Origin of the sequence: Streptomyces thermoviolaceus (assembly GCF_045209695.1) — a bacterium.
GTDB lineage: Bacteria > Actinomycetota > Actinomycetes > Streptomycetales > Streptomycetaceae > Streptomyces > Streptomyces thermoviolaceus.
In genome coordinates this window covers 5469500-5496246 of record NZ_CP109280.1, presented here as the reverse complement: position 1 = coordinate 5496246, position 26747 = coordinate 5469500, and the positions used below count along the sequence as shown (strand labels likewise).

At 73.4% G+C, this 26747-nt stretch carries 25 protein-coding genes; 10 read left to right on the top strand and 15 right to left on the bottom strand.

The genetic code is table 11. The annotated features are described in order from the left end of the window. The first annotated feature begins 48 nt into the window (after positions 1-48). A complete protein-coding gene (locus OG899_RS24040) occupies positions 49-1182 on the top strand; it encodes a methyltransferase (protein ID WP_125497420.1) in 1134 nt (377 codons plus the stop codon). 33 nt (positions 1183-1215) lie between these two features. Here the strand turns inward: OG899_RS24040 and OG899_RS24035 are convergent, their stop codons facing one another. Beyond that, on the bottom strand, positions 1216-2091 hold the full coding sequence (locus OG899_RS24035; RefSeq protein ID WP_168131149.1) for a class II fructose-bisphosphate aldolase: 876 nt from the start codon (positions 2089-2091) through the stop codon (positions 1216-1218). 44 nt (positions 2092-2135) lie between these two features. Continuing rightward, complete coding sequence (locus OG899_RS24030) at positions 2136-3017, bottom strand: SIS domain-containing protein (RefSeq protein WP_406311137.1); 882 nt, start codon at positions 3015-3017, stop codon at positions 2136-2138. 120 nt (positions 3018-3137) lie between these two features. Between OG899_RS24030 and OG899_RS24025 the strand changes: the two genes are divergently transcribed. The 4 genes from OG899_RS24025 to OG899_RS24010 all read left to right on the top strand — a co-directional run bounded on the left by OG899_RS24025 (position 3138) and on the right by OG899_RS24010 (position 6929). Then, entirely contained in the window at positions 3138-3917 is a 780-nt protein-coding gene (locus tag OG899_RS24025; RefSeq protein WP_125497378.1) for a DeoR/GlpR family DNA-binding transcription regulator, read from the top strand. A gap of 302 nt (positions 3918-4219) precedes the next feature. After that, positions 4220-4792, top strand: a complete 573-nt coding sequence (locus OG899_RS24020; protein WP_406311136.1) for a hypothetical protein — start codon at positions 4220-4222, stop codon at positions 4790-4792. 112 nt (positions 4793-4904) lie between these two features. Further along, positions 4905-6089, top strand: coding sequence for an MFS transporter (locus OG899_RS24015; protein WP_251503592.1), 1185 nt, complete (start codon positions 4905-4907; stop codon positions 6087-6089). A 60-nt stretch (positions 6090-6149) separates the two neighbouring features. Beyond that, positions 6150-6929: a maleylpyruvate isomerase family mycothiol-dependent enzyme gene (locus OG899_RS24010; RefSeq protein WP_406311135.1), complete on the top strand. Its 780-nt coding sequence runs from the start codon at positions 6150-6152 to the stop codon at positions 6927-6929. Positions 6930-7085: 156 nt separating this feature from the next. Here OG899_RS24010 and OG899_RS24005 read toward each other — a convergent pair whose 3' ends face one another. Beyond that, positions 7086-8315, bottom strand: a complete 1230-nt coding sequence (locus OG899_RS24005) for an MFS transporter (RefSeq protein ID WP_125497376.1) — start codon at positions 8313-8315, stop codon at positions 7086-7088. Positions 8316-8651: 336 nt separating this feature from the next. After that, positions 8652-9341 carry a TetR/AcrR family transcriptional regulator gene (locus OG899_RS24000; protein WP_125497375.1) on the bottom strand — a complete coding sequence of 230 codons (690 nt, stop codon included), beginning with the start codon at positions 9339-9341 and terminating at the stop codon, positions 8652-8654. A 167-nt stretch (positions 9342-9508) separates the two neighbouring features. Here OG899_RS24000 and OG899_RS23995 point away from each other — a divergent pair, with 167 nt between their 5' ends. After that, positions 9509-9961, top strand: a complete 453-nt coding sequence (locus tag OG899_RS23995; RefSeq protein ID WP_125497374.1) for a nitroreductase family deazaflavin-dependent oxidoreductase — start codon at positions 9509-9511, stop codon at positions 9959-9961. A gap of 188 nt (positions 9962-10149) precedes the next feature. Here OG899_RS23995 and OG899_RS23990 read toward each other — a convergent pair whose 3' ends face one another. Beyond that, positions 10150-11430: a geranylgeranyl reductase family protein gene (locus tag OG899_RS23990; protein WP_125497373.1), complete on the bottom strand. Its 1281-nt coding sequence runs from the start codon at positions 11428-11430 to the stop codon at positions 10150-10152. Positions 11431-11683: 253 nt separating this feature from the next. On the opposite strand from OG899_RS23990, the gene OG899_RS23985 reads away from it, so the two are divergent. Then, a complete protein-coding gene (locus OG899_RS23985; RefSeq protein ID WP_125497372.1) occupies positions 11684-13036 on the top strand; it encodes a dipeptidase in 1353 nt (450 codons plus the stop codon). Between the two features lie 401 nt (positions 13037-13437). Here OG899_RS23985 and OG899_RS23980 read toward each other — a convergent pair whose 3' ends face one another. After that, positions 13438-14481, bottom strand: a complete 1044-nt coding sequence (locus OG899_RS23980) for an NUDIX hydrolase (protein ID WP_229813713.1) — start codon at positions 14479-14481, stop codon at positions 13438-13440. Between the two features lie 151 nt (positions 14482-14632). Further along, positions 14633-14824 carry a hypothetical protein gene (locus tag OG899_RS23975; protein WP_125497370.1) on the bottom strand — a complete coding sequence of 64 codons (192 nt, stop codon included), beginning with the start codon at positions 14822-14824 and terminating at the stop codon, positions 14633-14635. 170 nt (positions 14825-14994) lie between these two features. On the opposite strand from OG899_RS23975, the gene OG899_RS23970 reads away from it, so the two are divergent. After that, positions 14995-17049 (top strand): NPCBM/NEW2 domain-containing protein, encoded by a 2055-nt coding sequence (locus tag OG899_RS23970; RefSeq protein WP_406311134.1) that lies wholly within the window; start codon positions 14995-14997, stop codon positions 17047-17049. A gap of 33 nt (positions 17050-17082) precedes the next feature. On the opposite strand, the gene OG899_RS23965 is transcribed toward OG899_RS23970, so the two are convergent. Further along, positions 17083-18036: an ROK family protein gene (locus tag OG899_RS23965; RefSeq protein WP_125497369.1), complete on the bottom strand. Its 954-nt coding sequence runs from the start codon at positions 18034-18036 to the stop codon at positions 17083-17085. Between the two features lie 253 nt (positions 18037-18289). Here OG899_RS23965 and OG899_RS23960 point away from each other — a divergent pair, with 253 nt between their 5' ends. Next, positions 18290-19366 (top strand): LacI family DNA-binding transcriptional regulator, encoded by a 1077-nt coding sequence (locus OG899_RS23960; protein ID WP_185867824.1) that lies wholly within the window; start codon positions 18290-18292, stop codon positions 19364-19366. A 58-nt stretch (positions 19367-19424) separates the two neighbouring features. On the opposite strand, the gene OG899_RS23955 is transcribed toward OG899_RS23960, so the two are convergent. The 5 genes from OG899_RS23955 to OG899_RS23935 form a co-directional block, all read right to left on the bottom strand. Then, entirely contained in the window at positions 19425-20708 is a 1284-nt protein-coding gene (locus OG899_RS23955; RefSeq protein ID WP_125497368.1) for a DUF6986 family protein, read from the bottom strand. 329 nt (positions 20709-21037) lie between these two features. Beyond that, complete coding sequence (locus OG899_RS23950) at positions 21038-22000, bottom strand: electron transfer flavoprotein subunit alpha/FixB family protein (protein WP_125497367.1); 963 nt, start codon at positions 21998-22000, stop codon at positions 21038-21040. A gap of 57 nt (positions 22001-22057) precedes the next feature. Further along, positions 22058-22846, bottom strand: a complete 789-nt coding sequence (locus OG899_RS23945; protein ID WP_125497366.1) for an electron transfer flavoprotein subunit beta/FixA family protein — start codon at positions 22844-22846, stop codon at positions 22058-22060. Between the two features lie 233 nt (positions 22847-23079). Then, positions 23080-23568: a flavin reductase family protein gene (locus tag OG899_RS23940; RefSeq protein WP_125497415.1), complete on the bottom strand. Its 489-nt coding sequence runs from the start codon at positions 23566-23568 to the stop codon at positions 23080-23082. 44 nt (positions 23569-23612) lie between these two features. Next, on the bottom strand, positions 23613-24005 hold the full coding sequence (locus OG899_RS23935; RefSeq protein ID WP_373296019.1) for a TlpA family protein disulfide reductase: 393 nt from the start codon (positions 24003-24005) through the stop codon (positions 23613-23615). A gap of 149 nt (positions 24006-24154) precedes the next feature. Between OG899_RS23935 and OG899_RS23930 the strand changes: the two genes are divergently transcribed. Further along, positions 24155-24373 carry a hypothetical protein gene (locus OG899_RS23930; protein WP_125497365.1) on the top strand — a complete coding sequence of 73 codons (219 nt, stop codon included), beginning with the start codon at positions 24155-24157 and terminating at the stop codon, positions 24371-24373. A gap of 141 nt (positions 24374-24514) precedes the next feature. Here OG899_RS23930 and OG899_RS23925 read toward each other — a convergent pair whose 3' ends face one another. Both OG899_RS23925 and OG899_RS23920 read right to left on the bottom strand, forming a co-directional pair. Then, complete coding sequence (locus OG899_RS23925) at positions 24515-25588, bottom strand: low specificity L-threonine aldolase (protein ID WP_251503596.1); 1074 nt, start codon at positions 25586-25588, stop codon at positions 24515-24517. Further along, positions 25585-26346, bottom strand: coding sequence for an SDR family NAD(P)-dependent oxidoreductase (locus OG899_RS23920; RefSeq protein ID WP_125497363.1), 762 nt, complete (start codon positions 26344-26346; stop codon positions 25585-25587). The genes OG899_RS23925 and OG899_RS23920 overlap by 4 nt, the downstream gene beginning before the upstream one ends. Between the last annotated feature and the right edge of the window lie 401 nt (positions 26347-26747).

Genomic DNA, 26747 nt, shown 5'->3' with positions numbered 1-26747 from the left:
GGTCCCGAGCCGGGCCTCCGCTAGCCTGGACGGACGATGAACGACCCGATGACCACCCCCTGGGGCGAGCTGAGACTGTCCCGTTTCCCCGAGGACCCGCGCGACCGGCTGCGTGCCTGGGACGCCTCCGACGCGTACCTGCTGGACCATCTGGCGGCGGAGCCGGTCGATCTGTCGGGGACCGTGGTGGTCCTCGGGGACCGCTGGGGCGCCCTGGTGACCGCGCTGGCGGCGCACCGGCCGGTGCAGATCACCGACTCCTGGCTCGGGCAGGAGGCGACCCGCGCCAACCTGGCCCGCAACGGCGTCGAGCCCGGCACGGTGGGTCTGCTCACCACCCAGGACACCCCGCCGGAGCGGATCGACGTGCTGCTGGTGCGGGTGCCCAAGAGCCTGGCGCTGCTGGAGGACCAGCTGCTGCGGCTGGCGCCCGCGGTGCACGCCGGCACGGTCGTCGTGGGCACCGGCATGGTCAAGGAGATCCACACCTCCACGCTGACGTTGTTCGAGCGGATCCTGGGCCCGACCCGCACCTCGCTCGCCCGGCGCAAGGCCCGGCTGATCTTCTGCACCCCGGATCCGTCGCTGCGGCGGCCCGGCAATCCGTGGCCGTACACGTACACGCTGCCCGAGGACATCGGTGCCGTCTCGGGCCGGACGGTCGTCAATCACGCGGGGGTGTTCTGCGCGGACCGGCTCGACATCGGCACACGTTTCTTCCTGCGTCAGCTGCCGAAGGCGCCGCGCGCCGGGCGGGTGGTGGACCTGGGCTGCGGCAACGGCGTGGTCGGTCTGGCGATGGCGCTGACCGCGCCCGAGGCCGAGGTGCTGTTCACGGACGAGTCGTTCCAGGCCCTCGCCTCGGCGCAGGCGACGTACCGGGCGAACGACGTGGTGGGGCACGCCGAGTTCCGGGTGGGCGACGGGCTGTCGCAGGTGGCGGCCGGCAGCGTGGACCTGGTGCTGAACAACCCGCCGTTCCACTCGCACCAGGCGACGACGGACGCGACGGCCTGGCGGATGTTCACCGGGGCGCGGCGGGCGCTGCGCCCCGGCGGCGAGCTGTGGGTGGTGGGCAACCGTCATCTGGGCTATCACGTCAAGCTGCGCCGGGTGTTCGGCAACTGCCGGCTGATGGCGAGCGATCCGAAGTTCGTGGTGCTGCGCGCCGTCAAGAGGTGACCGGGCCGGTCCCCGCGTCACGCACCCGGCCGGTCAGCGAGGTGCGGCCGTGGTGCGCGGGGTGCCGATCACGCCGATGAGACGGGCCACCTCGGCGGCCATCGCCTCCCGGCCCTGTTTCAGGTAGCTCCGGCAGTCGACCGCCTCGGGGCGGGCGGCGAGGGCGGAGCGGACGGCGCGGGTCAGGGCCGCGTTGAGGGCGGTGCCGACGTTCACCTTGGCGATGCCGCCGGCGACGGCCTGGGCGAGTTCGCCGTCGGGCACGCCGGAGGAGCCGTGCAGGACGAGCGGGACGTCCAGGGTGTCGGCGAGCCGTTTGACGAGGTCGTGGTCGAGCGTGGCGGTCCGTTCGGTCATGGCGTGCGTGGTGCCCACGGCCACGGCGAGGGCGTCCACCCCGGAGGCGGTGACGAAGGCGTGCGCCTCCCCGGGGTCGGTCCGGGCGCCGGGGGCGTGGGCGTCCAGCGGGGGCCGGCCGTCCTTGCCGCCGATCTGGCCCAACTCGGCCTCCACCCACAGCCCGTGGGCGTGCGCCCAGTCGGCGGCACCCCGGGTGCGGGAAAGGTTCTCCGCGTACGGCAGCCGGGAGGCGTCGTACATGACGGAGCTGAAACCGGCGTCGGCGGCCTGCCGCAGCAGGTCGTCGCGCTGGACGTGGTCCAGGTGCAGGGCGACCGGGACGGCGGCGTGCTCGGCGGCGGTGACCGCGGCCCGGGCCAGCGGCAGCAGCCGCCCGCAGCGGAAGGCGACCGTGTTCTCGCTGACCTGGACGACCACGGGTGCGCCGGCCTGCTCCGCGCCGGCGACGACGGCCTCGATGTGTTCCAGGGTGATGACGTTGAAGGCGGCGACGGCGGAGCGGGCTGCGGCGGCGGCGCCGACCAGCTCACCGGTGGCTGCGAGCGGCACGACCGGTCCTTTCTCAGGGTGGGGGCAGGGGTCGGGGCCGGATGTCAGGGGGTGAGGACGACGGAGCGGGTCAGGTGGCGGGGCCGGTCCGGGTCGAGGCCGCGTGCCGCGGCGACGGCGAGGGCGAGGCGCTGGGCGCGGACCAGTTCGGCCAGCGGATCGAGACGGCTGTCGATCCACCTGCCGCCGGTGGCGCGCACCTGGTCCGCCAGGCCGTCCGGGGCCGGGCCGAACATCCAGGTGGCGGTGGACCGGGTGGTGATGCTGATGGGGCCGTGCCGGTACTCCATCGCCGGGTAGGACTCGGTCCAGGACAGGGAGGCCTCACGCATCTTCAGGGCGGCCTCGTGGGCGAGCCCGACGGTCCAGCCGCGACCGAGGAAGGTGAACTGGGTGCAGCCGGGCAGCCCCTCGGGCAGCGGATCGGCCAGGGCGGTGCGGCCGTCGGCGACGACGGCGTCGGTGTGCAGGCCGAGGTGGGCGCGCAGCAGGGTCAGCGCGGTGGTGGCGAACCGGGTCTGCACGACGGAGCGTTCGTCGGCCCAGTCCAGCACGATCACGTCGTCGGCGGCAGCCACGACCGGTGTGGCGGGGTCCGCGGTGACGGCGGTGGTGCGCGCGCGTCCCTTCGTCCGCTCCAGCAGGTCCAGGACTTCCGTGGTGGTGCCGGAGCGGGTGAGGGCGACGACGCGGTCGTAGGTGCGGTGGTGGGGGAACTCCGAGGCGGCGAAGGCGTCGGTCTCGCCCTGCCCGGCGCTCTCGCGCAGCGCGGCGGCGGCCTGGGCCATGTAGTACGACGTCCCGCAGCCGACGATCGCCACCCTCTCCCCCGTGGCCGGCAGTGCCGTGCGGTGTCCGGCGGCCTCGGCCGCGACGCGGGCCCAGCACTCGGGCTGGCTGGTCAGTTCGTCCTCGGCATGGCTCATGGCAGCCCCTTCGCCCGGTGATTGTTCGTGCACGATAGCCGCGCTTTTCGAGCAGGTTCAAGCATCTGGACGGCGCACGGGTGCGTTAGGGTCGCGAAGAAGCAAGAACGGAGGCCACCCATGTCGCGCGACGCCCGCTGGAAGGCGCTGCTGGAACTCCTGGTCGAGCGGGGCCGGCTGGACGTCGAGGAGGCGGCGGCGGAACTGGGTGTGTCGGCCGCGACGATCCGGCGGGACTTCGACCGGCTCGCCGAGCAGCAGATGCTGATCCGCACCCGGGGCGGCGCGGTCGTGCACGGTGTCTCCTACGAGCTGCCCCTGCGCTACAAGACGGCGCGCCGGGCCTCCGAGAAGCAGCGGATCGCCCAGGCGGTCGCCTCTCTGGTGGCTCCGGGCGAGGCGGTGGGCCTGACCGGCGGGACGACCACCACGGAGGTGGCCCGTGCCCTGGCGATGCGCAAGGACCTCGCCTCGGGGTCGCCGGCTCTGACGGTGGTGACCAACGCGCTCAACATCGCCAACGAGCTGGCCGTGCGGCCCCAGTTCAAGATCGTGGTGACCGGGGGCGTGGCCCGCCCTCAGTCGTACGAGCTGGTCGGCCCGCTGGCGGACGGTGTGCTGGGGCAGATCACGCTGGACGTGGCGGTGCTGGGCGTGGTGGCCTTCGACGTCACTCATGGTGCCGCGGCCGACGACGAGGCGGAGGCGGCGATCAACCGGCTGCTGTGCGAACGCGCCGGCCGCGTGGTGGTCGCCGCGGACTCCGGCAAGCTCGGGCGTCGCGCCTTCGCCCGCATCTGCGCGGCCCGGTCGGTGGACACGCTGGTGACGGACACGGCGGCGGCGCCGGATGCCGTGCGCGGCTTCGAGGACGCCGGGATCCGGGTCGTCACCGTCTGAACGGCCGCTGCCGGCACCGTCGCTGCGGCCGGCGGCCGGGCCGTGTCCGCGCGGGGTGCGGCAGCGCGGCGGGCCATGTCCGCGCGGGGTGCCGAGGCGCGGCCGGGCCTCGCGCGGTCCTCGTCCCGCAGCTGCCGGCGGACACGGCCGGCACGCCCCGGGCACGTCCGGGCGTCTCCGGGTGTGCCGCGGCACCTGCGCACCCCCGCGGCCACGGGCGCCTCCGGCGTCGCGGAGGCCCGGGCGCGCCCCTGGGGGCACACTGGCAGTAGGCCGTCCGTGCTCACGAGGGGGTGTCGACGGTGACACGTCGCGCGGGAGTGTGGCTGTGGCGATGGCGGCGCAATCCGCTGCGGCGGACGTGCGACGTCGTCGAGGGATGGATCCTGCTCATGGCCTGGGTCCTCGCCGTGGCCGGCGGTCTGGTGGCGGGTCTGCTGACCGCAGGAGCGATCCAGCACAACGCGGAGCAGGCCCGCGCGCAGAGCCGGCCCGTGCAGGCCGTGGTCGTCCAGGAACCGCCCGAGGACTCCGCCCGGCCGTCGAGCAGCGCGCTGGTGTGGGGCACGGTCCGGTGGACCGCCCCGGACGGCTCGACCCACACCGGACGGACCCGCATCCCGGCCTCCGCCAACCCCGGCACCCAGCTGACGGTGTGGACCGATGGACGGGGCACATTGACCCACCCGCCCGCCTCCGCCGCCGACACCGCGTTCCAGGCTTGCCTGGGCGGCCTGTGGGCGTCGGCCGCCGGCGCGGGGCTGGTGATCGGCGGCGCCAAACTGGTCCAGGCCCGTCTCGACCGGCGCCGCTTCGACCGGTGGGAGGAGGAATGGGCCCGCGTGGACGCGCAGTGGCGGCGGAAGACCGGCTGACGCCCGCGCTCCTCCGCCGGCGGCTGTGTGCCCCGGCACTCTTGCCGCCGCCTCCGTGCGCCCGTAGCCTCCTTTTGTGCCGCCACTGAACAAAGTCCGTTCGCACAGTGCCGTGCCGGGCCGTGACCTGAGCCGACTGCGGGCCGTGCTCACCACGTTCTTCGCCCTCGACGGGTTCGTCTTCGCCGGCTGGGTCGTCCGCATCCCGGACATCAAACAGCAGGTCCACGCCTCCGCCGGCTCGCTCGGCCTGGCACTGCTGGGTGTGTCCGCGGGGGCCGTCGTCACGATGGCCTTCACCGGCCGTCTGTGCCGCCGCTGGGGCAGCCACCCGGTCACCGTGGTGTGCGCCGTGCTGCTCTCGCTCAGCGTGGCCCTGCCTCCGCTGACCCGCTCGGCTCCGGCCCTGGCCGCCGTCCTGCTGGTCTTCGGCGCCGCGTACGGCGGCATCAACGTCGCCTTCAACAGCGCGGCCGTGGATCTGGTGGCCGCGCTGCGCCGGCCGGTCATGCCCAGTTTCCACGCGGCCTTCAGCCTCGGCGGCATGGTGGGGTCCGGGCTGGGCGGGCTGGTGGCCGCGCACCTGTCTCCCGCCCGCCATCTGCTGGCCCTGACCGTGACCGGCCTGCTCGTCACCGGCGTGGCGGGGCGCGCCCTGCTGCGGCAGCAGTCCCCGGCACCGGCACACGACGACACGGCGGCCCACCGGGATGGACCCCGGCCCGCCGGGGACGCCGATGCACGCCCTGCGGGCGGCCGTGGTGTGGTGGTCGTCCTCGGGCTGGTCGCCCTCTGCACGGCGTACGGCGAGGGTGCCATGGCCGACTGGGGTGCGCTGCATTTCCAGCAGGACCTGGGCGCCTCGCCGGGCGTGGCGGCGGCCGGGTACGCCTGTTTCGCGCTGGCGATGACGATCGGCCGCCTGTCGGGGACCGCTCTGCTGGAGCGGCTGGGCCGCACCCGGACGATCGTCGCGGGCGGCTGCACCGCCGCGGCCGGCATGGTTGTCGCCTCGCTCACTCCGTCCGCCGGGGCGGCGTTGCTCGGGTTCGCCGTGACCGGGCTGGGGCTGGCCAACCTCTTCCCGCTCGCCGTCGAACGCGCCGGTGCCCTGGCGGGCCCGAGCGGCGTCGCGGTCGCTTCCACCTTCGGCTACGGCGGCATGCTCCTCGGTCCCCCGGCGATCGGCTTCATGGCCGACTGGCTGTCGCTGCCGGCCGCGCTCACCAGCGTCGCCGTCCTGGCCGCCGTCGCCGCCGCGATCGGGTTCACCACCCGGCGGGTCGTCGGCCGGTGACGGCCGGGAAGCCGGCGATGCCCTGCCGTGTCCCGTGCGGTGTCCGGCACACTCCCCGTCATGAAGACCTTGGGCACTGCCGAGCTGCTCGGCGCGCTCGACCGGGAGGGACGACTGCTGGCCGAGGCGGCCGAGGCGGCCGGCACCGATGCGCGAGTGCCGCCCTGCCCCGGCTGGCGCGTGCGGGACCTGCTGCGCCACACCGGTGTGGTGCACCGGTGGGCCACCGCGTTCGTCGCCGACGCCCACGTCTCGCCCCGCCCGATGGGCGATCCGCCGGACCTCGACGGCACCGACCTGCTCGCCTGGTACCGGGCCGGCCACCGCCGCCTGGTCGACACCCTGACCGCGGCGCCGGACGACGTGCGGTGCTGGACGTTCCACCGGGCGCCGGTCGCGTCACCGCTGGCCTTCTGGGTCCGGCGGCAGGCTCACGAGACGGCCGTCCACCGCTTCGACGCGGAGGCGGCACGCGGTGGCGAGGCCACGGCCGTGGACGCCGGTTTCGCCGTCGACGGCATCGACGAGCTGCTGCGCGGATTCCACGCGCGGTCGCGCAGCAAGGTGCGCACCCCCGAGCCACGTGTGCTGCGGGTGCGTGCCACCGCCGAGGACGGCCCGGGTGGCGACACCGGCGGTGCCACGCTCGCGGTGTGGACGATCCGGCTGTCGCAGGATCCGCCGGTGACCGTGCTGGACGCGTCCGAGGACGCGGACGCCGAACTCGCCGGTGCTGCGGGCCGGTTGTATCTGGCGCTGTGGAACCGTGTGCCGGTGCCGGCGGTGACGGGCGACGCCTCGCTCGCCGCGCTGTGGCGGAACACCTCGGCGATCGTGTGACCGCCCGGCGAAGGGCACAGGTGACGGCCCGGCGCCCGGTGCACAGCCTGCCGCCCTGTGCCCGGCGCCCGGTGCCGCAGCTCGCAGCCCTGCCGCCCGCCCAGGTGTGCGCCGGGGCGCGGGACTCGCTCCCCCGCCCGGACGAGCGCGACCGGCTCACACCCCGGCCGTCCCGGCAGAAGCAGCCCGGGCCCGGATCACGAAGGGCCGGGACACCACGGTGACGGCGACCGAGCACACGGCCGCGGCCGTGATGGCCGTGGCAGGACCGGTGTACTGGGCGAGGCCGCCGGCGATCGCGGCCCCGATGCCCTGCCACGCCATCCGGCCGGCGGATTCGACTCCTTGCACCTGCCCCTGGACCGGTGTCGGGGTCAGTGCGAGAAGCTGCTCCTGCAGCGGCAGGGTGGCGGCGAACCCGGCACTGGCGACGAACACCGCGACGGTCGCCACCGGCACCGGCGGGTGGACGGCGAACAGCAGGTACGGCACGGCGAGCAGCAGACGCAGCGCGAACGCCCAACGGCGCCGCTGCCCGGCGCTGAGCAGCCGCCCGACCGTCAGATCGCCGAGCAGCATGCCCGCCGCTCCGGCGGCCAGCAGCGCGCCCGCGTGTCCAGGGGCGTAGGAGAGGAACAGCGCCTCGCAGCCGACGATCAGGCCGTTGGGGACCCACAGGTTCAGCAGCAGCGCACGTGGGCCGGGGCGGGAGAACAGTGCGACGTTCGTGGTCCAGGTCTGACGCAGTCCGGGACGACGGACCGGACGGATCGAGTGGTTCCGCACGGTCGCCGCCACCACGAGCAGTCCGGCCGCGGTCAAGGCCGTCGCCGTGACGAAGACTCCCTGCGGGGTCAGGTGGTGCAGCAGCACGGCGCCGACGGCGTAGCCGACGACCGCCATGCCGCCGGAGGTGATGTTCATCAGCGACCGTGCCAGGGCATACGCGGAGGCCGGCACCACCTCGGCGAGGAGCCCCATCCGTGTCCCGTTCTGCAGGGACTGGAAGAACCCCAGCACCAGGAGGAGACCGAACCGCGCCACGAGCGGCAGTCCCGGGATCGCCTGCGCGGCCACACCCGCGAGTGCCACGCACTGGAGTGAGACCAGAGTGCGGCGAGGACGGTTCCCGTCCGCGACGGACATCAGGGTCAGCGCGCCGAGCACCGTCGCGAAGGTGGCGCCGTACATGCTCACGGCGGTCAGGAACGGGGACTTGGTCTGCTGGTCGACCAGTGTGCCGAGCGCGAAACCCGACAAGGTGCTCGCGGCGACCGACAGCGTGAAGCCGACGTACAGCCCGGTGAACTCGCTGTTGCGGAGCAGGGCACGGTAGCTGGTGGTGGGAGGTGCGCCGGAGGCGGACGAAGACGTGTCAGAAGGCATGAAAAAAGCCTTCGTACGCTCCCTTTGGGGTGCCGAAGGCCGACGGGGTGAGCATAGCAGCTGTGCCGGCGGGCGCGGGACGGACGGGTTCGTCGTCCCCCTCGGCACGATCTCCAGCCCCCGCGATCACAACACGCCTGTGTCGATCGCACCGTTGACGGCTGCGCCACCGAACTGCGAGCCGCGCGGGTGCGCGTTGCCGATGTGCCGATGTGTGCCGCGCCGGTCGGCCACCGCAGCCGAACGGCGCAGCTGTCCCGGTCGGCATGCGCCGAGCACGCACCAGGCGGTGTGCACCCTGAGCGGTCGTCGCCCGGAACGTCGTCGCGGGTGGCGTCAGGAGGTCAGCCCCACCCCCTGTGCCAGCCGGACCGCCGCCTGCCGGAAGAACGGCTCCCGGTCCTCCACCACGCGGTGGAACTGGCCGAACACCTCGAAGCCGATCAGTCCGAACAACTGCGCCCAGGCGGCGACGAGCGCGGCGACCGCCTCGGGCGGGAGGTCGGGGGCGAGGTCGGCGGCCATCCGCGTGGCCTCGGAGTGCAGGTCGGCGGGGAGCGCGGGGGCGGACAGGGTGCCGTCCCGGTGGGCGTCGCGGGCGATGGCGACGAGGAGCAGCCCGACCCGGGAGGCCGCCGGGACGGTGGCCTGCGGTGCGGTGTAGCCGGGGACGGGTGTGCCGTACAGCAGCGCGTACTCGTGCGGGTGAGCCAGGGCCCAGGCGCGGACCGCCTCGCACACGGTCGTCCAGCGGCGCAGGGGTCCCGCGTCGCGGACCTGCTGCTCGGCCTTTTCCGCCGCCGCGCCCAGGGAGTCGTAGGCGTCGATGATGAGCGCGGTCAGCAGCTCGTCGCGGCTGGGGAAGTACCGGTAGATCGCGGAGGAGACCATGCCGAGCGCGCGGGCCACGGCGCGCAGGGAGAGTTTCGCGGCTCCCTCGGCGGCGAGCTGCCGGCGCGCCTCGTCCTTGATCGCCCTGGTGATCTCGGTCCTGGCCCGTGCCCGGGCGCCTTGTGCGGTGCTCATGACGGCAGTCTCGCACATCCGTGGAGCACTGCACACAGTCAAGAGCACCGCACACGAACGAGAGCACTGCTCTTGTCATGGAGCACTGCTCGGTGCAGACTGAGATGCAGAGAGCACTGCTCTCGGATGCATCGCCACGTCCCTGGACGCACCCTTGGGAGAGCACCATGACGTCGTCGCCGTACTACCGCGAGACCGGCCCGCTGAGCGCACTGTTCAACCGCGTCGTCGGCCGGCTGGCCCGCTACGGGCTGAGCCTGGCGGGCAGTGCCGAACTGACCGTACGGGGCCGCGTCAGCGGCAAGCCGCAGCGCCTGCCGGTCAACCCGCACACCCACGAGGGCGCGCAGTACCTGGTGTCGGCGCGCGGCCACTCGCAGTGGGTGCGCAACATGCGGGCCGCGGGCGGTGGGGAGCTGCGCGTCGGGCGGACGGTACGCCCGTTCCGTGCGGTGGAGGTGCCCGACGCCGAGAAGGCGCCGGTGCTGCGGAGCTATCTGCAGCGGTGGGGCTGGCAGGTCGGCGCGTTCTTCGACGGCGTCACGGCGTCCTCCTCCGACGAGGAGATCGCCCGGGTCGCCGCCGACCACCCGGTGTTCCGGATCACGGTCGTGCAGTGACATGGCTCGCGGCGACGCCGGAAACGTGCGCGCAGCGACCGTCCGGGAGATGTCCGCAGCGACCGTCCGGCGCGAGGGTGGTTGCTGCGCAAGGGACGTCCGTCCCGCCGGGGCAGGGGACGTCCTGCTGAGAAGGAAGGGGCGTCACCGGCACATGCAGCGACGCCCTCGAGCGACGACGCCGCTGGTCAGGACGCGGCCGTCTCCCGGCCGTCCTGCTCGGCGCGGGCCTGGTGTTCCTCGGACCCGGCCTCGGGCTCCGGCCGCCGGTCCAGCACCGACAGGGCGCGCTGGGCCACGGGGTGGGTGCGCACGATCTCCCCGAGGGTGGTAGAGCCCTGGGTGATGTCCCGGAAGGCCCGCCAGGCCGGGCGGAAGCCGGTCAGCGCGGCGTGGAACAGGCCGGGGCGACGCTGGTACACGGCCAGCAGACGCTTGCCGACGGACATCTCCACCCCGAGACCGGCCTTGATGGCGAAGGCGTAGTTCAGGGCCTGCCGACGGGCGTCCACCGCGTCGTGCGCCTCGGCGATCCGGACCGCCCACTCCCCCGCGAGCCGCCCGGACCTGAGCGCGAAGGAGATTCCCTCGCGGGTCCACGGCTCCAGCATGCCCGCGGCGTCCCCGCACACCAGCACCCGCCCACGGGACAGCGGGGAGTCCTCGGCCCGACAGCGGGTCAGGTGCCCGGAGGAGATGCGCGGCTCGAAGCCGGCCAGGCCCAGGCGGGCGATGAAGTCCTCGAAGTACCGTTTGGTGGCGGCGCCTTCGCCGCGGGCCGAGATCACACCGACCGTCAGGGTGTCGCCCTTGGGGAACACCCAGCCGTAGCTGCCGGGGATGGGACCCCAGTCGATCAGCACACGTCCGCGCCAGTCCTCGGCGACGGTCTCGGGCACCGGGATCTCCGCCTCCAAGCCGAGGTCCACCTGGTCCAGCTTCACCCCGACGTGGGCTCCTATCCGGCTGGCGCTGCCGTCGGCGCCGACCACGGCCCGGGCCAGCACCGTCTCACCGCCCTGCAGCACCACCGCGACCGTGCGCCGGTCCGGCACCGCGGCACCGTGCTGCTCGACCCGCGAGACGGTGACACCGGTGCGCAGCTCGGCGCCCGCCTTCTGCGCGTGCTCGACCAGCTGCTGGTCGAACTCGGGCCGGTTGACGAGGCCGAACAGCATCTGCTTGGAGCGGCGGGTGCGGGCGAACCGGCCCTCCAGCGAGAACGTCACCGCGTGCACCCGGTCCTTCAGCGGCAGCTCGAACCCGGGCGGCAACGCGTCGCGCGAGGGTCCGATGATCCCGCCGCCACAGGTTTTGTACCGGGGCAGCTCCGCCTTCTCCAGCAGCAGCACGCGCCGTCCGGTGACCGCCGCCGCGTAGGCGGCCGAGGCCCCCGCGGGTCCTGCGCCCACCACGACGACGTCCCACACCTGCCGCACGTCGTCCGCCGAAGTGTTGCCGCTGCTCACGTTCGTCCACCGCTCCAGATCAAGCCGACTGCCTCACCCCGCGCTCCCGGTCCGCGCGAGCAGGGGGATACCCCATGTGTCCCCCGCATCCTACGGCGGTCGCGATCACAGGCCGCTGTGGGAGGATCGGCGGATGCGTGCGCAGCGCTGGGGGGCGCGCCTACGCTGACACGACCATCTGAACACCGCAGTGCTCGCCCGGCGTCCTGCGGGCGCTGCCGAGCACGCCGACGCACCTACGAGGAGCGTGCCCATGTCGTCGCATCCGGTCGCCGAGACCGTCGCCGCCCTGCTGCCCAGGGCCCGCCAGGAGCTGGCCGAGCTGGTGGCCTTCCGGTCGGTGGCGGACTTCGCGCAGTATCCCAGGAGCGAGAGCGAGGGCGCGGCGAACTGGATCGCCGACGCGCTGCGCGCCGAGGGTTTCACGGACGTCGCGCTGCTCGACACCCCGGACGGCACGCAGTCGGTGTACGGCTACCTGCCGGGCCCCGAGGGCGCCAAAACGGTTCTGCTGTACGCCCACTACGATGTGCAGCCGCCCCTGGACGAGGCCGCGTGGACCACCCCGCCGTTCGAGCTGACCGAGCGGGACGGCCGCTGGTACGGGCGGGGCGCCGCCGACTGCAAGGGCGGCGTCGTCATGCATCTGCTCGCCCTGCGCGCGCTGAAGGCGAACGGCGGGGTACCCGTCAACGTCAAGGTGATCGTGGAGGGTTCGGAGGAGCAGGGCACCGGCGGTCTGGAGCGGTACGCCGAGCAGCACCCCGATCTGCTCGCGGCCGACACCATCGTCATCGGCGACACGGGCAACTTCCGGGTCGGCCTGCCCACCGTCACCACCACCCTGCGCGGCATGACGCTCGTCCGCGTGCAGGTGGACACCCTCGAGGGCAACCTGCACTCCGGTCAGTTCGGCGGTGCCGCCCCGGACGCGCTCGCGGCGCTGATCCGCACCCTGGACTCGCTGCGCGCCGAGGACGGCTCCACGACCGTGGACGGCCTGCCCGCCGACGCCGCCTGGGACGGACTCGCCTACGACGAGGAGCAGTTCCGCGCGGACGCCAAGGTGCTCGACGGAGTGGAGCTGATCGGCTCCGGCACGGTCGCCGACCGTCTGTGGGCCCGGCCCGCGGTGACGGTCCTCGGCATCGACTGCCCGCCGGTGACCGGCGCCACCGCGTCCGTGCAGGCGAGCGCCCGTGCCCTGGTCAGCCTGCGGGTGCCGCCGGGGCTGGACGCCGGCGAGGCCACCAAGCTGCTCCAGGCCCACCTGGAGGCGCACACCCCGTGGGGAGCCCGGGTGCGCACCGAGCCGGCCGGCCAGGGCCAGCCGTTCCGCGCCGACACGGACAGCCCCGCCTACCGGGCGATGGCCGAGGCGATGGCGGTCGCCTACCCCGGCGAGCAGCTGCAGTACGCGGGCCAGGGCGGCTCCATCCCGCTGTGCAACACCCTGGCCGCGCTCTACCCGGAGGCGGAGATCCTGCTCATCGGCCTGAGCGAGCCGGAGGCCCAGATCCACGCGGTCGACGAGAGCGTCTCGCCCGAGGAGCTGGAGCGCATGTCGGTCGCGGAGGCGTTGTTCCTGCGCGCCTACGCGGGTTGATCGGGGTGGCGTCGCCTGACGGCAGCGACCGGGCGGCTGCGTACGCCACGTCCCCGCAGGCCGGCCGGGACGGTTGCGCAGGGTAGTTCTTCGGACGGCTGACCGGGACCGCTGCGGGGGCAGGTCCTCGGTCGGCCGGCGCAGCCGGGCCCGGGAGCCGTGCCCGGCTGCTTCCGTCTGCTTCTGCCCGCTGCTCCTGCCCGCGGCGGAATGCGCGCTCCCCCGCGCCGGCGGTGCGGTTGCTGTCCTGGCACGGACCTCGTGCGGATCCTGCCCCGCCCGCATCTGCTGCGGCGGCTCGTGGGTCAGGCGTATCTGTGGCGCGACCGCGACCGCTGACCCTCGTGGACGCCGGTGTGCAGGGCGCGCACGGGCCGGCCGGCGAAGCGCTCCCGGGGGCTTCAGCCGACCGGTACTCCGGCCTCCAGGTACACCGCGGCGGCCCGCTCACGGGCCCGCAGGGCCCATCGCAGCCGTGCGTAGCGCACCGGCGGCAGCAGCGCCTCGGCCTCTTCCTCGGTGACGAAGCGCCACGCGCGCAGCTCGGGTCCGGGCAGCAGCAGCCGGCTCACCGCGGCGGAGTCCAGCCGTCCGCCGTCGAAGAGCAGGCGCAGGCCGCCGAAGCCCGGCGGTGCGGGCCGCTCCCAGTCGACGACCAGCAGCCGGGGCACCTCTTCGAGCCGTATCCCGGTCTCCTCGGCCACCTCGCGCATCCCGGCGCGGGCCGGGGCCTCGCCGGGCTCGACGACACCGCCGGGGAACTCCCAGCCCGGTTTGTAGGTGGGGTCGACGAGCAGCACCCGGTCCTGTTCGTCGAAGAGGAGCACCCCGGACGCGACGGTCTCGGCGGTGGGTTCGGGGGTCTGCACGATGTCGCAGGGCGCCGCGGCTCCGGTGCCGACGGCCTCGGCGATGCGCACGGCCGTCTCGTACGGGGTGAGCGCGCTGGTGTCGATCAGGTGGGCGTCGGCGGCGAGCCAGGACGCCAGGGCGGCCCGGTAGGGCTCGATGTGGTCCAACGCCCACTGGCGCAGCCGCAGGTCGCCGTCGGGCAGGTCCGGCGGTATCTCCCGCCCGGCTATCCGTTCCCGGAGGATCGTTTCGGCCGGGGCGAGGAGGATGTGCCGGACACCGATGCGCCGGGCCGCGAGGCCCCCGAAGATCTCGTCGCGGTAGTCCTGGCGGAGCAGGGTCATGGGGACCACCAGGGTGCCGCCCAGCTCCGCGAGCAGCGCGGCCGCCGTGTCGATCACCAGCCTGCGCCAGATGGGCAGGTCCTGGAAGTCACCGACCTCGGCGACACGCTTGGGCGGCAGCAGATGGTGCGTGAGGGCGCCGCCGATGACCTCGGGGTCGAAGAGCGTGCTGTTCGGGATCAGCTCGACCAGTTCCCGTGCGGTGGCGGTCTTGCCCGCACCGAACGTTCCGTTGAGCCAGACGATCACGCCGTCCCCCTCTTGTGTCGGCCCCCAGTGGCTTGCCCGCTCCACCCTGCCACGGAAACCAGCCCCAGTTGAGGGCGCCGCACCACCGAGGGCGCGACGCGACGGCGCCGGCATCCCGTCCGGGGTGCCGGCGCCGTCGGGTTTCCGGCCCTCAGCGTCCCTGGGCCTGGCCGTCGTCCTGTGCGGTGAGCTCGTCGCCGATGACGTGGTCCACGGTGCCCACAGCGTCCTTGACGGTCAGGTCGACGAGGGCCTCGCGGTCCTCGGCGTGGGAGGGGGAGACGGCGGCCACCACGAAGCCGGTGGCGAGGGAGGCGAGGGCGAGCATGCTGCGCTTCTTCATGCCCGTTCAACGGTTCAGCAGCGGCGTCGGTCACGGTCCGGCCCGCCACGCCGGCCGACAGCGCACGGCTCACATCTTTCTTCCACCACACTCGCACAGGTACTACCGTGACCGCACACAGAGTGACGTGGGCATGTAACCCCATCGTCGTGAGTCCGGAGGTGCGTTCCATGCGTCACCCGTCCACGCGTCCCCGCCGCCGAAGACTGCTCGGAGCCCTCACCGCGTCGCTGCTCGCCCTGGCCGGCGCGGCCCCGGCCGTCGCCGCCGCCGACCGGCACCTGTCGGCCGCGGACGGCGGACCGTCCGCCGCACCCGCCCTCGCCGACGGGCTGGCCCTCACTCCGCCCATGGGCTTCAACAACTGGAACGCCACCCACTGCGGCCCGGAGTTCGACGAGGAGATGGTCGAGGGCATCGCCGACCTGTTCGTCACCTCGGGCCTGAAGGACGCCGGCTACGAGTACGTCAACCTCGACGACTGCTGGGCGCTGCCCTCCCGCGACGCCGACGGCAAGCTGGTGCCCGACCCGGACCGCTTCCCGCACGGCATCAAGGCCGTCGCGGACTATGTGCACGCCAAGGGTCTGAAGCTGGGCATCTACACCAGCGCGGGCACCAAGACCTGCAACAGCGCCGGATTCCCGGGCGCACTCGGCCACGAGTACAGCGACGCCGAGCAGTTCGCCGAGTGGGGCATCGACTACCTGAAGTACGACAACTGCAACAATCAGGGCGTCGACGCGAAACAGCGCTACACCACGATGCGCGACGCCCTGAAGGCGGCGACCGCGAGGACCGGCCGTCCGATCGTCTACAGCATCTGCGAGTGGGGCGAGAACAAGCCCTGGGAGTGGGCCGCCGACGTCGGCCACCTGTGGCGCACCACCGGCGACATCAGCGACAGCTGGGCGTCGATGCTGTCCATCCTCAAGCAGAACCTGCCGCTGGCCCCCTACGCCGGTCCCGGCCACTGGAACGACCCGGACATGCTGGAGGTCGGCAACGGCGGCATGACCGACACCGAGTACCGCACCCACTTCTCCATGTGGTCGGTCATGGCGGCACCGCTGCTCATCGGCACCGACCTGCGCAAGGCGACCCCCGAGACGCTGGAGATCCTGGGCAACCGCGAGGTCATCGCCGTCGACCAGGACCCGCTGGGCAAGCAGGGCACGGTCGTCTCCTCCGAGGGCGGACGCTGGGTCGTCGCCAAACAGATGCAGGACGGCAGCCGCGCGGTGGCCCTGTTCAACGAGAACGACACCGCGCAGCGCATCGCCACCACCGCGACGGCCGTCGGCCTGCCCGCGGCCGGCGGCTACACCCTGCGCGACCTGTGGCAGCACCGCAGCTCCCACACGGCCGGGACGATCGCGGCGACCGTGCCCGCGCACGGCACCGTTCTGGTCCGGGTGTGGGCCGACCGTCACTGGGCGGGCAATCCGCCCGCCGTCGAACTCGGCATCGAGGGCCTGCCCGTGGCGGTGGCCGACGACACGTCGACGCTGACGTCCACGGCGACCGACCTGGGCCGCACCCCGGCCCGCGAGGTCGCCGTGTCGCTGACCGGCCCCGAGGGCTGGACGCTGCGGGCGCGCACCCCCAGCCGCGCCGCCACGGTGCCGCCGGGCCGCGCCCTGCGCACCACCTGGGCGGTCACCCCGCCGAAGGGGGCGCAACCCGGCCCGTACGACCTGACCCTGACGGTGCGTCACCGCTCCCCGGACGGCCGGACGGTGTCCGCCGCGCTGCCGCTCACGGTTCCGGTGGTGGTGCCGCCGCCCGCGGGCACGTCGTACCTGAGCGATCTGCCGTGGATGTCGGCCACCAACCACTACGGCCCCGTGGAACGCGACACGAGCAACGGTGAGCGCCCCGCGGGCGACGGGCACCCGATCACCATCGGCGGCACCGTGTACGCCAAGGGCCTCGGTGTCCACGCGCCGAGCAGCGTGACGTACTACACCGGCGGGGCCTGCACCGCGGTCACCGCGGAGGTCGGCGTCGACGACGAGAAGGGCGCCAAGGGCACCGTCGCCTTCGAGATCTGGGCGGACGACACCAAGGCGGCCTCCACCGGTGTCCTCACCAACGCGATGCCCGCCCAGCACCTCGAGGCGGACGTGACCGGGGCCCAGGTGGTGCGGCTCGTGGTCACCGACGGCCAGGACGGCACCGACTCCGACCACGCCGACTGGGCCGACGCCCGGCTGACCTGCTGAGCCCGGCCGGGCGGCCGGCGGCCGTGCGCAAGGTCAGGAGACGGCGGCCGCCGTGTCCGCCTGGCGGGCCAGAGCGGCGGCGGCCGCCCCGACCAGACCGGCGTCCGTGCCCATCCGGGCGGGCACGACCTCCAGGTCCCGGACGAACGACAGGGTCGCGTAGTCGCGCAGGGCGCGGCGCAGCGGCGCGAACAGCACCTCGCCCGCCTTGGCCACTCCCCCGCCGATCACCGCGATGTCGATCTCCACCAGGGTCGCGGTCGCGGCGATGCCTGCGGCCAGGGCCCGTGCGGCCAGCTCGAACGAGGCGAGGGCCACCGGGTCGCCGGCGCGGGCGGCGGCGGCCACCGCGGCGGCCGAGGTGTCGCCGTCCGGGCCGGGCCGCCAGCCCATCTCCACGGCCCGGCGGGCGATGTTCGGGCCGCTGGCGATGCGCTCCACACACCCGCGCGCCCCGCACGGGCAGGCGTCACCGTCCAGGTCGACGCTGATGTGACCGATGTGCCCGGCGTTGCCCGTCGGGCCGGGGTGCAGCCGTCCGCCCAGGACCAGACCGCCGCCCACACCGGTGGAGACCACCATGCACAACGCGTCGTCGTGACCGCGGGCGGCGCCCTGCCAGTGCTCGGCGGCCGTGATCGCCACGCCGTCGCCGATCAGCTCCACGGGCAGCCCGCCGGCCGCGGCACGGGCCCGCTCCACGAGCGGATAGTCGCGCCAGCCCGGCACATTGACGGGACTGACCGTGCCGGCGGAGGCGTCCACCGGGCCCGCGCTGCCGATGCCCAGGGCCGTGGCCCGCTCCCACAGCGGCGACCGGGCCAGCCGGCCGAGCACCTCCTCCACCGCCCCCATCACGGTGTCGCCGTCCTCCTGCGCGGGCGTCGCGCACTGGGCGCGCACCAGGATGGTGCCGCGGCCGTCGACCAGCGCTCCGGCGATCTTGGTGCCGCCGATGTCCAGCGCGGCCACGAGGTCGGTGTGCATGTCGTGTCAGATCTCCCCGTACACCAGTGGAAAACCGAAGCAGGGCGCAGCCGGCCGCGTGGGACGGACGCGGTCCGGAGTGTGCGCTGCACAGTCTCTCGCGCGTATGACAACGTTGTCCAGGCTCTATGCTCGACGCCACATCCTCATACACGTGATCCTCAGACGCGTGAGGGCCCCGACGCACCCCACCGTGGACGACTCACCTCCGCGGGCCGACGCACCCGCGGACGACAGGAATGGACGCCGCATCGTGCCAGGAACCGCCAGCCGAGCCGACCGCCCCGCCGACCGCCCCGCGGCCCGCACCGGACGCCGCTACGGCAACCGTCCCACCATGAAGGACGTGGCGGCCCGCGCCGGTGTGGGACTGAAGACCGTCTCCCGTGTGGTCAACGGCGAGCCCGGGGTCACCCCGGACACCGAGCGGCGCGTCCAGGAGGCGATCCAGGCGCTGGGTTTCCGCCGCAACGACAGCGCCCGGGTGCTGCGCAAGGGCCGCACGGCGAGCATCGGACTGATCCTGGAGGACCTGGCGGACCCGTTCTACGGCCCGCTCAGCCGCGCGGTGGAGGAGGTCGCTCGTGCCCACGGCGCGCTGCTCATCAACGGCTCCAGCGCCGAGGACCCCGCACGGGAGCAGGAACTCGCGCTGGCGCTGTGCGCGCGGCGGGTGGACGGGCTGGTGGTGATCCCGGCCGGCGACGACCACCGGTATCTGGAGCCGGAGATACGTGCCGGGGTGGCCATGGTGTTCGTGGACCGCCCGGCCGGGCGGATCGACGCGGACGTGGTGCTCTCGGACAACTTCGGCGGCGCCCGCGACGGAGTGGCCCACCTGATCGCGCACGGCCACCGCCGGATCGGTTTCATCGGGGACATGCCGCGCATCCACACCGCGGCCGAGCGACTGCGCGGGTACCGGGCGGCGATGGAGGACGCGGGGATACCCGTGGCCGAGAAGTGGATCTCCCTGGGGGCGACCGACCCGGAGCGGGTGCGGCGGGCCGCCGAGGAGATGCTGTCCGGGCCCGAGCCGGTCACCGCCGTGTTCACGGGCAACAACCGGGTGACGGTGACCGTGATCCGGGTGCTGTCGCGGCATCCGCGCCCGGTCGCCCTGGTCGGCTTCGACGACATCGAGCTGGCCGACCTGCTCCAGCCGGGTGTCACCGTGGTCGCCCAGGATGCGGCGGCCCTGGGCCGCACCGCGGCCGAACGGCTCTTCCTGCAGCTCGACGGCGACGGCGCCCAGGTGCCCCCCGAGCGCATCGAGCTGCCGACGCGGCTGGTGATGCGCGGGTCGGGCGAACTGCCGCCCGTTCAGTGAGCGCAACTCGGCCGTGGCCGCACCGGGCGGGTACGGTCACGGCGCCGGCGGGCGGCTGTCAGGTGTCTCGGCGGCCGGCGAAGCGTTCCAGATCGGCTCGGGTCAGGCCGGTCGCACGGTCCACTTCGGCGGTGTCGAGGGCTCCGCAGTCCAGGCCGCGCAGCAGGTGGCCGGCGAGCGCCCGGGCGGTGGCGGGCTCGTCCAGCACGTCGCCGCCGGCCCGTCCGGCGTACGCCGCGAGCCGGGCGGCGGCCTGCGTGAACCCCTCGCGGAAGAAGCCGAACACGGCGGCGTAGCGGGTGACCAGCTGGCCGGGGTGCATGTCCCAGCCCTGGTAGTAGGCGCGGGCCAGGGCGCGCCGGACGAGGCGGTGGTGGACCTGCCAGGCGTGGTGGACCTGTGCGGTGTCACCGACGGGCAGGACGTTGGTGGACCCGTCGCACACCCGCACCCCGGTGCCGGCCGCGGCGACCTGCATGACGGCCTTGGCGTGGTCGGCGGCGGGGTGGTCGGCGGCCTGGTGGGCGGCGGCGACGCCGAGGCCGGCGCTGTAGTCGTAGGTGCCGTAGTGCAGTCCGGTGGCGCGGCCCTCGGCCGCGTGGATCAGGCGGGCCACCGTGGCGGTGCCGTCGGCGCCGAGGACGGCCTGGCTGGTCTCGATCTGGATCTCGAACCGCAGCCGGCCCGGGCGCAGCCCGTGCGCCGTCTCGAAGGCCTCCAGCAGCCGCACCATCGCGGTGACCTGCTCGGGGTATGTCACCTTGGGCAGCGTCAGGACGAGCCCGGCGGGCAGGCCGCCGTGCTCCATCAGGCCGGTGAGGAACACGTCCAGGGTGCGGATCGCGCGGCCCCGCACCGGCGCCTCCAGGGACTTGACGCGGATTCCCGTGCAGGGGGCCGCGGTGCCGTCGGCGCTGGTCTCGGCGACGATCCGGGCGGCGCGCGCGGCCGCCCGGTCCTCCTCGTCGTCCGGACGGCGGCCGTAGCCGTCCTCGAAGTCGATGCGCAGATCCTCGACGGGTTCGCGGGCGAGCTTGGCGCACACCCGGGAGTGGACCGGCTCGGCCAGGTCGTCGGGGAGGCCGAGGACGGCGGCGAGGGACGCCGGGTCGGGTGCGTGTGCGTCGAGGGCGGCGAGGGCCGCGTCACCCCAGGAGCGGACGGTGCCGGCGGTGAAGACGTCGGCGGGCACGTAGGCGGTGTGGACGGGCTGCCGGGTCGCCGGATCCCCCGGGTAGCGGCGCTCCAGCTCGGCGTCGACCGGGGCGAGCAACGCACCGATCTCCTCGCTCACCGCCCCGGGAAGACTGGTGACCACCTTCTCCTGCCGGCCCTGCCCCATCCCCACACCCTCCCGTCGCCCGCGTGCGGAGCCGAAGCCCCTTCATGGTCGCCCCTTCGGAACACCGTCCGGTCGAAGGGCATCTCGCCCGCTCATCATGGCGGCTCGCGGGTGCCCCGACGAGTACGCGGAGGCTGTGCCGTGCGTACGCGGGGGGGACGGCCGGGCAACGGCACGGTGCACGGCACACACCGTCCCCGGCCGGCGGGCACAGCACGCGGCCCCGCCGAACCGGAGCTCGGCGGGGCCGGGGAGAGCCTGCTGCCCCGGCACGGACCGGCGGCGCCGGTGCGCGTGCCGTGCGGGCCCGGGCGTGTGCGACCGGAGGGTCAGCCCTTGCGGGCCTTGATCTCCTCGGTCAGCTGCGGGACGACGTCGAACAGGTCGCCGACGACACCGAAGTCGACCAGCTCGAAGATCGGCGCCTCCGGGTCCTTGTTGACCGCGACGATGGTCTTCGAGGTCTGCATGCCGGCGCGGTGCTGGATGGCACCGGAGATGCCGTTGGCGATGTACAGCTGCGGCGAGACGGTCTTGCCGGTCTGGCCGACCTGGTTGGTGTGCGGGTACCAGCCGGCGTCCACCGCGGCACGCGAGGCACCGACGGCCGCGCCGAGCTCGTCGGCGAGAGCCTCGATGATCGCGAAGTTCTCGGCGCCGTTGACGCCACGGCCACCGGAGACCACGATCGCGGCCTCGGTCAGCTCCGGCCGGCCCGTGGACTCGCGCGGCGTACGGCTGGTGATCTTCGTGCCGGTGGCCTTCTCGGAGAAGGTCACGTTCAGGGCCTCGACCGTGCCGGCGGCCGGAGCGGCCTCGGCGGGGGCGCTGTTGGGCTTGACGGTGATGACCGGCGTGCCCTTGGAGACACGGGACTTGGTGGTGTAGGAGGCGGCGAACACCGACTGCGTGGCGACCGGGCCGTTGTCACCGGCCTCCAGGTCGACGGCGTCGGTGATGATGCCGGAGCCGATGCGCAGCGCCAGGCGGGCGGCGATCTCCTTGCCCTCGGCGGAGGAGGACACCAGGACGGCGGCCGGGGAAACCTGCTCGTAGGCGGCCTGCAGCGCGTCCACCTTCGGCACCACCAGGTACTCGGCGTACTCCGGGGCGTCGTGGGTGAGGACCTTGACCGCGCCGTGCTCGGCGAGGGTGGCGGCGGTGTCGGCGGCACCGTTGCCGAGGGCCACGGCGACCGGCTCGCCGATGCGGCGGGCCAGGGTCAGCAGCTCCAGGGTGGGCTTGCGGACGGCACCGTCCACGTGGTCGACGTAGACGAGGACTTCAGCCATGGGACTTCTTCTCTCCTGCTGATGAGGGTGCGGGACGGACAGGCGAACTGCGGGCCGTCAGATGAACTTCTGGCTCGCGAGGAACTCGGCGAGCTGCTTGCCGCCCTCGCCCTCGTCCTTGACGATCGTGCCCGCGGTGCGCGCCGGGCGCTCGGCCGCGGACTCGACCACGGTGTAGGCGTTCTCCAGACCGACCTCGTCGGCCTCGATGTCCAGGTCGGACAGGTCCCAGGACTCCACCGGCTTCTTCTTCGCCGCCATGATGCCCTTGAACGACGGGTACCGCGCCTCACCCGACTGGTCCGTCACCGACACCACCGCGGGCAGCGAGGCCTCCAGCTGCTCGGAGGCGGTGTCCCCGTCGCGGCGGCCCTTGACGACGCCGTCCTCGACCGACACCTCGGACAGCAGGGTCACCTGCGGCACACCCAGCCGCTCGGCGAGCAGTGCCGGGACGACACCCATGGTGCCGTCGGTGGAGGCCATACCGGAGATCACCAGGTCGTAGCCGGCCTTCTCGATGGCCCTGGCCAGCACCAGCGAAGTGCCGATGGCGTCCGTGCCGTGCAGGTCCTCGTCCTCGACGTGGACGGCCTTGTCGGCACCCATCGACAGCGCCTTGCGCAGCGCGTCCTTGGCGTCCTCCGGGCCCACCGTCAGCACGGTGACCTCGACGTCGTCGTCGGAGTTCTCCGCGATCTGCAGCGCCTGCTCGACCGCGTACTCGTCCAGCTCGGAGAGCAGACCGTCCACGTCGTCCCGGTCGACGGTCAGGTCATCGGCGAAGTGCCGGTCGCCAGTGGCGTCGGGCACGTACTTCACAGTGACAACGATCCTCAAGCTCACGCCGGCTCTCCTACTGCATCGTCATATCGGGGGCTGCCTTCCTGCAGGCAGCATAGGCGCCCGAAGCGGCTGATCCCGGTCGGGGCGACAGCACGCTCCGACGGGAAACATTACTCGCCAGTACACCCAGTTCATTCCCGCTAAGCAAGCGCTTTGAACTGTGACCTTCGCAACGCAGCGTAACCGGAACCGGACATGCACCGCCCGCCCGCGCACAGCGCGGCACCGGCCGGTCAGTCCCGCAGGGAGGTGAAACGTCCCTGGTGGTACAGCAGGGGGCGGCCGCAGCCCGCCGAGGCGCCGTGCACGATCTCCGCGATCACGATCCGGTGATCGCCCGCGGGCACCCGTCCGGTGATCCGGCACACCAGCCAGGCCAGGACCCCGTCGAGGATCGGCACGCCTTCGGGACCGTCGTGCCAGACGGTGGGTGCGGCGAACCGGTCGGCACCGCTGCGGGCGAAGGTGGCCGCCAGTTCCTCCTGGTGCTCGCCGAGCAGGTGCACCCCGACGTGCTCGGTGCCGGCGACGGCGGGCCAGCTGGAGGCACCGGTGCCGATACCGAAGGAGATCAGCGGGGGTTCGGCGGAGACGGAGGTGAGGGAGGTGGCGGTGAACCCGGCCGGCCCCTGCGGGCCGCGCGCGGTGATCACCGCGACGCCTGCCGCATGCCGACGGAAGACGGAGCGCAGCAGACCCGGCGAGCCGGGCTGGGCGGGTATGGAAACGGCGCCGGGCGAGCGCCGGGCCGTGCCGGGGCGGGAGGTCACACCGCCTCCCCGAGGGCGGCGATGACGTCCACCGTGCGCGGCTGTCCGGCGGCCCGCCGCACGATCCGGCCGTCGGCGTCGAGGACCAGCACGGTCGGGGTCTTCACGATGTCCAGAGCCCGCACGAGGTCCAGGTGTGCCTCGGCGTCGATGTCGACATGTGCGACGCCGGGCACCATCCCGGCCACCTCGCTCAGCACCCTGCGGGTGGCCCGGCACGGGGCGCAGAAGGCGGTGGAGAACTGCACCAGCGTGGCGCGCTCCCCCAGCGTGCGGCCCAGTTCGGCCGCACCCAGCCGCATGGTCTCGTCGCGTTCGCGCACCCGTACCTCTCCCGTCCGCCGCACCCGCGGCTCACCTGAACACCGGCACCGCACTTCAGCGTGCACCCGGCCGCGAAGATTCCCGCCCGCCGTCGCACCGGCGCCTGGAACGACGCCACGCCGACGAGCTCGCGGGCTGGCATGGCGGCACGATTCCGCACGCGCCGGCCGCGGGGCGGTGGGACACGGCCGGCCACGGGACACGGGGGGTGTTCATGGTCGCGCTCGGGGTGATGTTCGGCCTGTTCGCGGTGATCGTGGTGTCGTTGATCACGGTGGTGCTGCGGCGCCGCGCCGGCGTCACCGAGAACGCGGACGGCCTGCTCGTCGAGCAGGACGCCCGGCTGCGCGCACGGGAACAGCGCACGTCCTGCGGCTCGCTGACGGTGCACAACTCCGTGCCGACCATGACCGACCTGTACCGCCGGCCGTAGGTGTGCCGGCTGCCGGCCTCGCGGGGCCCTTGCCGCCGTACGCCACGCACTCGGAAGGTGCCGCTCCCTGTGCGGCGCACGGCGAACCTCCCCGTGCACCGCACCGGGAACGGCCCCGCGAGCCGGACCGCACGCACGCCCTCAAAGGCGCGCCATCTCCTCCTTCAGCGCCGCGACGAAGGCGTCGACGTCGCTCTCCGTGGTGTCGAAGGAGCACATCCACCGCACCACGCCCTCGGACTCGTCCCAGAAGTAGAACCGGAACCGTTTCTGCAGCCGCTCGCTCACCTCGTGCGGCAGCTTGGCGAAGACGCCGTTGGCCTGCACGGGGTAGAGGATCTCCACGCCGTGCACGGCACGGACCCCCTCCGCCAGCCGCTGCGCCATCTCGTTGGCGTGCCGCGCGTTGCGCAGCCACAGGTCCTTGGCGAGCAGCGCCTCCAACTGCACCGACACGAAACGCATCTTGGAGGCGAGCTGCATGCTCATCTTGCGGATGTGCTTCATGCGGCGCACGGCGTCCTGGTTGATGACGACGACCGCCTCGGCGAACAGGGCACCGTTCTTCGTCCCGCCGAGCGAGAGGATGTCGACGCCGGCCGCGTTGGTGAAGGCGCGCATCGGCACGTCCAGCGAGGCGGCCGCGTTGGCCAGCCGGGAGCCGTCCACGTGCACCGCCATCCCGCGCTCATGGGCGTGCTCGCAGATCGCGCGGATCTCCTCGGGTGTGTAGACGGTTCCCAGCTCCGTGCTCTGGGTGATCGACACCACCTGCGGCATGGCCCGGTGCTCGTCCTCCCAGCCGTAGGCCTGCCGGTCGATCAGCTCGGGGGTGAGCTTGCCGTCCGGGGTGGGCACGGTCAGCAGCTTCAGGCCGCCCATCCGCTCGGGGGCGCCGCCCTCGTCGACGTTGATGTGCGCGCTGTCGGCGCAGATCACCGCACCCCAGCGGTCGGTGACCGCCTGGAGCGCGACGACGTTGGCACCGGTGCCGTTGAACACCGGGTACGCCTCGGCGGTGGCGCCGAAGTGGCTGCGGACGACGCGCTGGAGATGCGCGGTGTACTCGTCCTCCCCGTAGGCGACCTGGTGCCCGCCGTTGGCCACGGCCAGCGCGGCGAGCACCTCCGGATGGGCCCCGGCGTAGTTGTCGCTGGCGAAGCCGCGGACCTCGGGGTCGTGATGGCGTCGCGCGTCGGTCTTCGGGGGGTTCACGGCTCCTCGGTCAGCCACAGACGTTTTCCGTTCACTTCCGCAGCGGGCCTGCTCCAGACGTCGACGATGGCCTCGGCCAGGTCCTTGACGTCCGTGAAGCCCGCGAACTTCGCGTTGGGGCGCTCGGCGCGCATCGCGTCGTGCACCAACGCCTTCACCACCAGGATGGCAGCCGCGGACGTCGGCCCTTCGGCGCCCTCCGCCTTTCCGGCCTTGCGGAAGTAGTCGGCCATGGCCAGCGTCCATGCCTCGGCGGCGGCCTTGGCGGCGGCGTAGGCGGCGTTGCCCGCCGTGGGCTTGCTGGCCCCGGCGGCACTGATCAGCACGTACCGGCCGCGCTCGCTGCGCTGCAGCGCCTCGTGGAACGCCAGCGAGGTGTGCTGCACGGTGCGGACGAGCAGCAGCTCCAGGAAGTCCCAGTCGTCCAGGCTGGTCTTGGTGAAGGTCTCGCTGCCGCGCCAGCCGCCCACCAGGTGCACCAGACCGTCGACCCGGCCGAAGTCCCGCTCGATGTGGGCCGCCCAGTCACGGGTGGACTTCAGGTCGAGCAGGTCGACGACGTCCCCGATCACGGTCGCACCCCCGCAGGCGTACCGGGCCGCGTCCACGGCCTGGGAGAGCCGCTCGGGGTCGTTGTCCGCGCCGACCACGGTGGCCCCCGCCTCGGCGAGCCGGAGCAGCGCCGCCCGGCCGGCGGGTCCGCCCGCACCGGCCACCGCGATCACCGCACCGCTCAGCGGCCCGTTGCCGTTCCTCATCGTTCCCTCCTGAGCACGCTTGTCGGTGCGCTCGCTCACGCAGCACCCCGCTCGGCGCCGTGTGCCGTGATCTCCTCGGTGGAGGGAGCAGCCCTGCCTGCTTCAGGTTCCACCAGATCCTGCGTCGAATCGTCGATCACGCCGTAGATCTTCATCGGAGACGGAGTGTATCCGCAAGATGCTTCGGTCAACTCGTGCGGATCTTCGGTGCGCCTTCGGTGCACCGGCGGTCGCGCACCGGCCGTGCGCGAACCGACGGCCGCCGCGCCGGACGACGACGCGGCCCCGCCCTCGTCGTGGTCATGCTCGTGCCACCCCTTGAGCCGGCCCAGCTTCTCCCACAGCACCGGAGAGCACGCCCCGGTCCACTGCCCGAAACGTGCGTCCTCCTGCCAGGATGC

Excerpts from the sequence above, each read along its gene's own strand:
- OG899_RS23930 (WP_125497365.1), top strand. The coding sequence starts at position 24,155 with ATGGTCGCGCTCGGGGTGATGTTCGGCCTGTTCGCGGTGATCGTGGTG.
- OG899_RS23965 (WP_125497369.1), bottom strand. The coding sequence starts at position 18,036 with ATGCACACCGACCTCGTGGCCGCGCTGGACATCGGCGGCACCAAGATC.
- OG899_RS23955 (WP_125497368.1), bottom strand. The coding sequence starts at position 20,708 with ATGGGGCAGGGCCGGCAGGAGAAGGTGGTCACCAGTCTTCCCGGGGCG.
- OG899_RS24030 (WP_406311137.1), bottom strand. The coding sequence starts at position 3,017 with ATGAGCCATGCCGAGGACGAACTGACCAGCCAGCCCGAGTGCTGGGCC.
- OG899_RS24040 (WP_125497420.1), top strand. The coding sequence starts at position 49 with ATGACCACCCCCTGGGGCGAGCTGAGACTGTCCCGTTTCCCCGAGGAC.
- OG899_RS23985 (WP_125497372.1), top strand. The coding sequence starts at position 11,684 with ATGTCGTCGCATCCGGTCGCCGAGACCGTCGCCGCCCTGCTGCCCAGG.
- OG899_RS23920 (WP_125497363.1), bottom strand. The coding sequence starts at position 26,346 with ATGAGGAACGGCAACGGGCCGCTGAGCGGTGCGGTGATCGCGGTGGCC.
- OG899_RS24025 (WP_125497378.1), top strand. The coding sequence starts at position 3,138 with ATGTCGCGCGACGCCCGCTGGAAGGCGCTGCTGGAACTCCTGGTCGAG.
- OG899_RS23970 (WP_406311134.1), top strand. The coding sequence starts at position 14,995 with ATGCGTCACCCGTCCACGCGTCCCCGCCGCCGAAGACTGCTCGGAGCC.
- OG899_RS24005 (WP_125497376.1), bottom strand. The coding sequence starts at position 8,315 with ATGCCTTCTGACACGTCTTCGTCCGCCTCCGGCGCACCTCCCACCACC.
- OG899_RS24000 (WP_125497375.1), bottom strand. The coding sequence starts at position 9,341 with ATGAGCACCGCACAAGGCGCCCGGGCACGGGCCAGGACCGAGATCACC.
- OG899_RS23975 (WP_125497370.1), bottom strand. The coding sequence starts at position 14,824 with ATGAAGAAGCGCAGCATGCTCGCCCTCGCCTCCCTCGCCACCGGCTTC.
- OG899_RS23995 (WP_125497374.1), top strand. The coding sequence starts at position 9,509 with ATGACGTCGTCGCCGTACTACCGCGAGACCGGCCCGCTGAGCGCACTG.
- OG899_RS23950 (WP_125497367.1), bottom strand. The coding sequence starts at position 22,000 with ATGGCTGAAGTCCTCGTCTACGTCGACCACGTGGACGGTGCCGTCCGC.
- OG899_RS24010 (WP_406311135.1), top strand. The coding sequence starts at position 6,150 with ATGAAGACCTTGGGCACTGCCGAGCTGCTCGGCGCGCTCGACCGGGAG.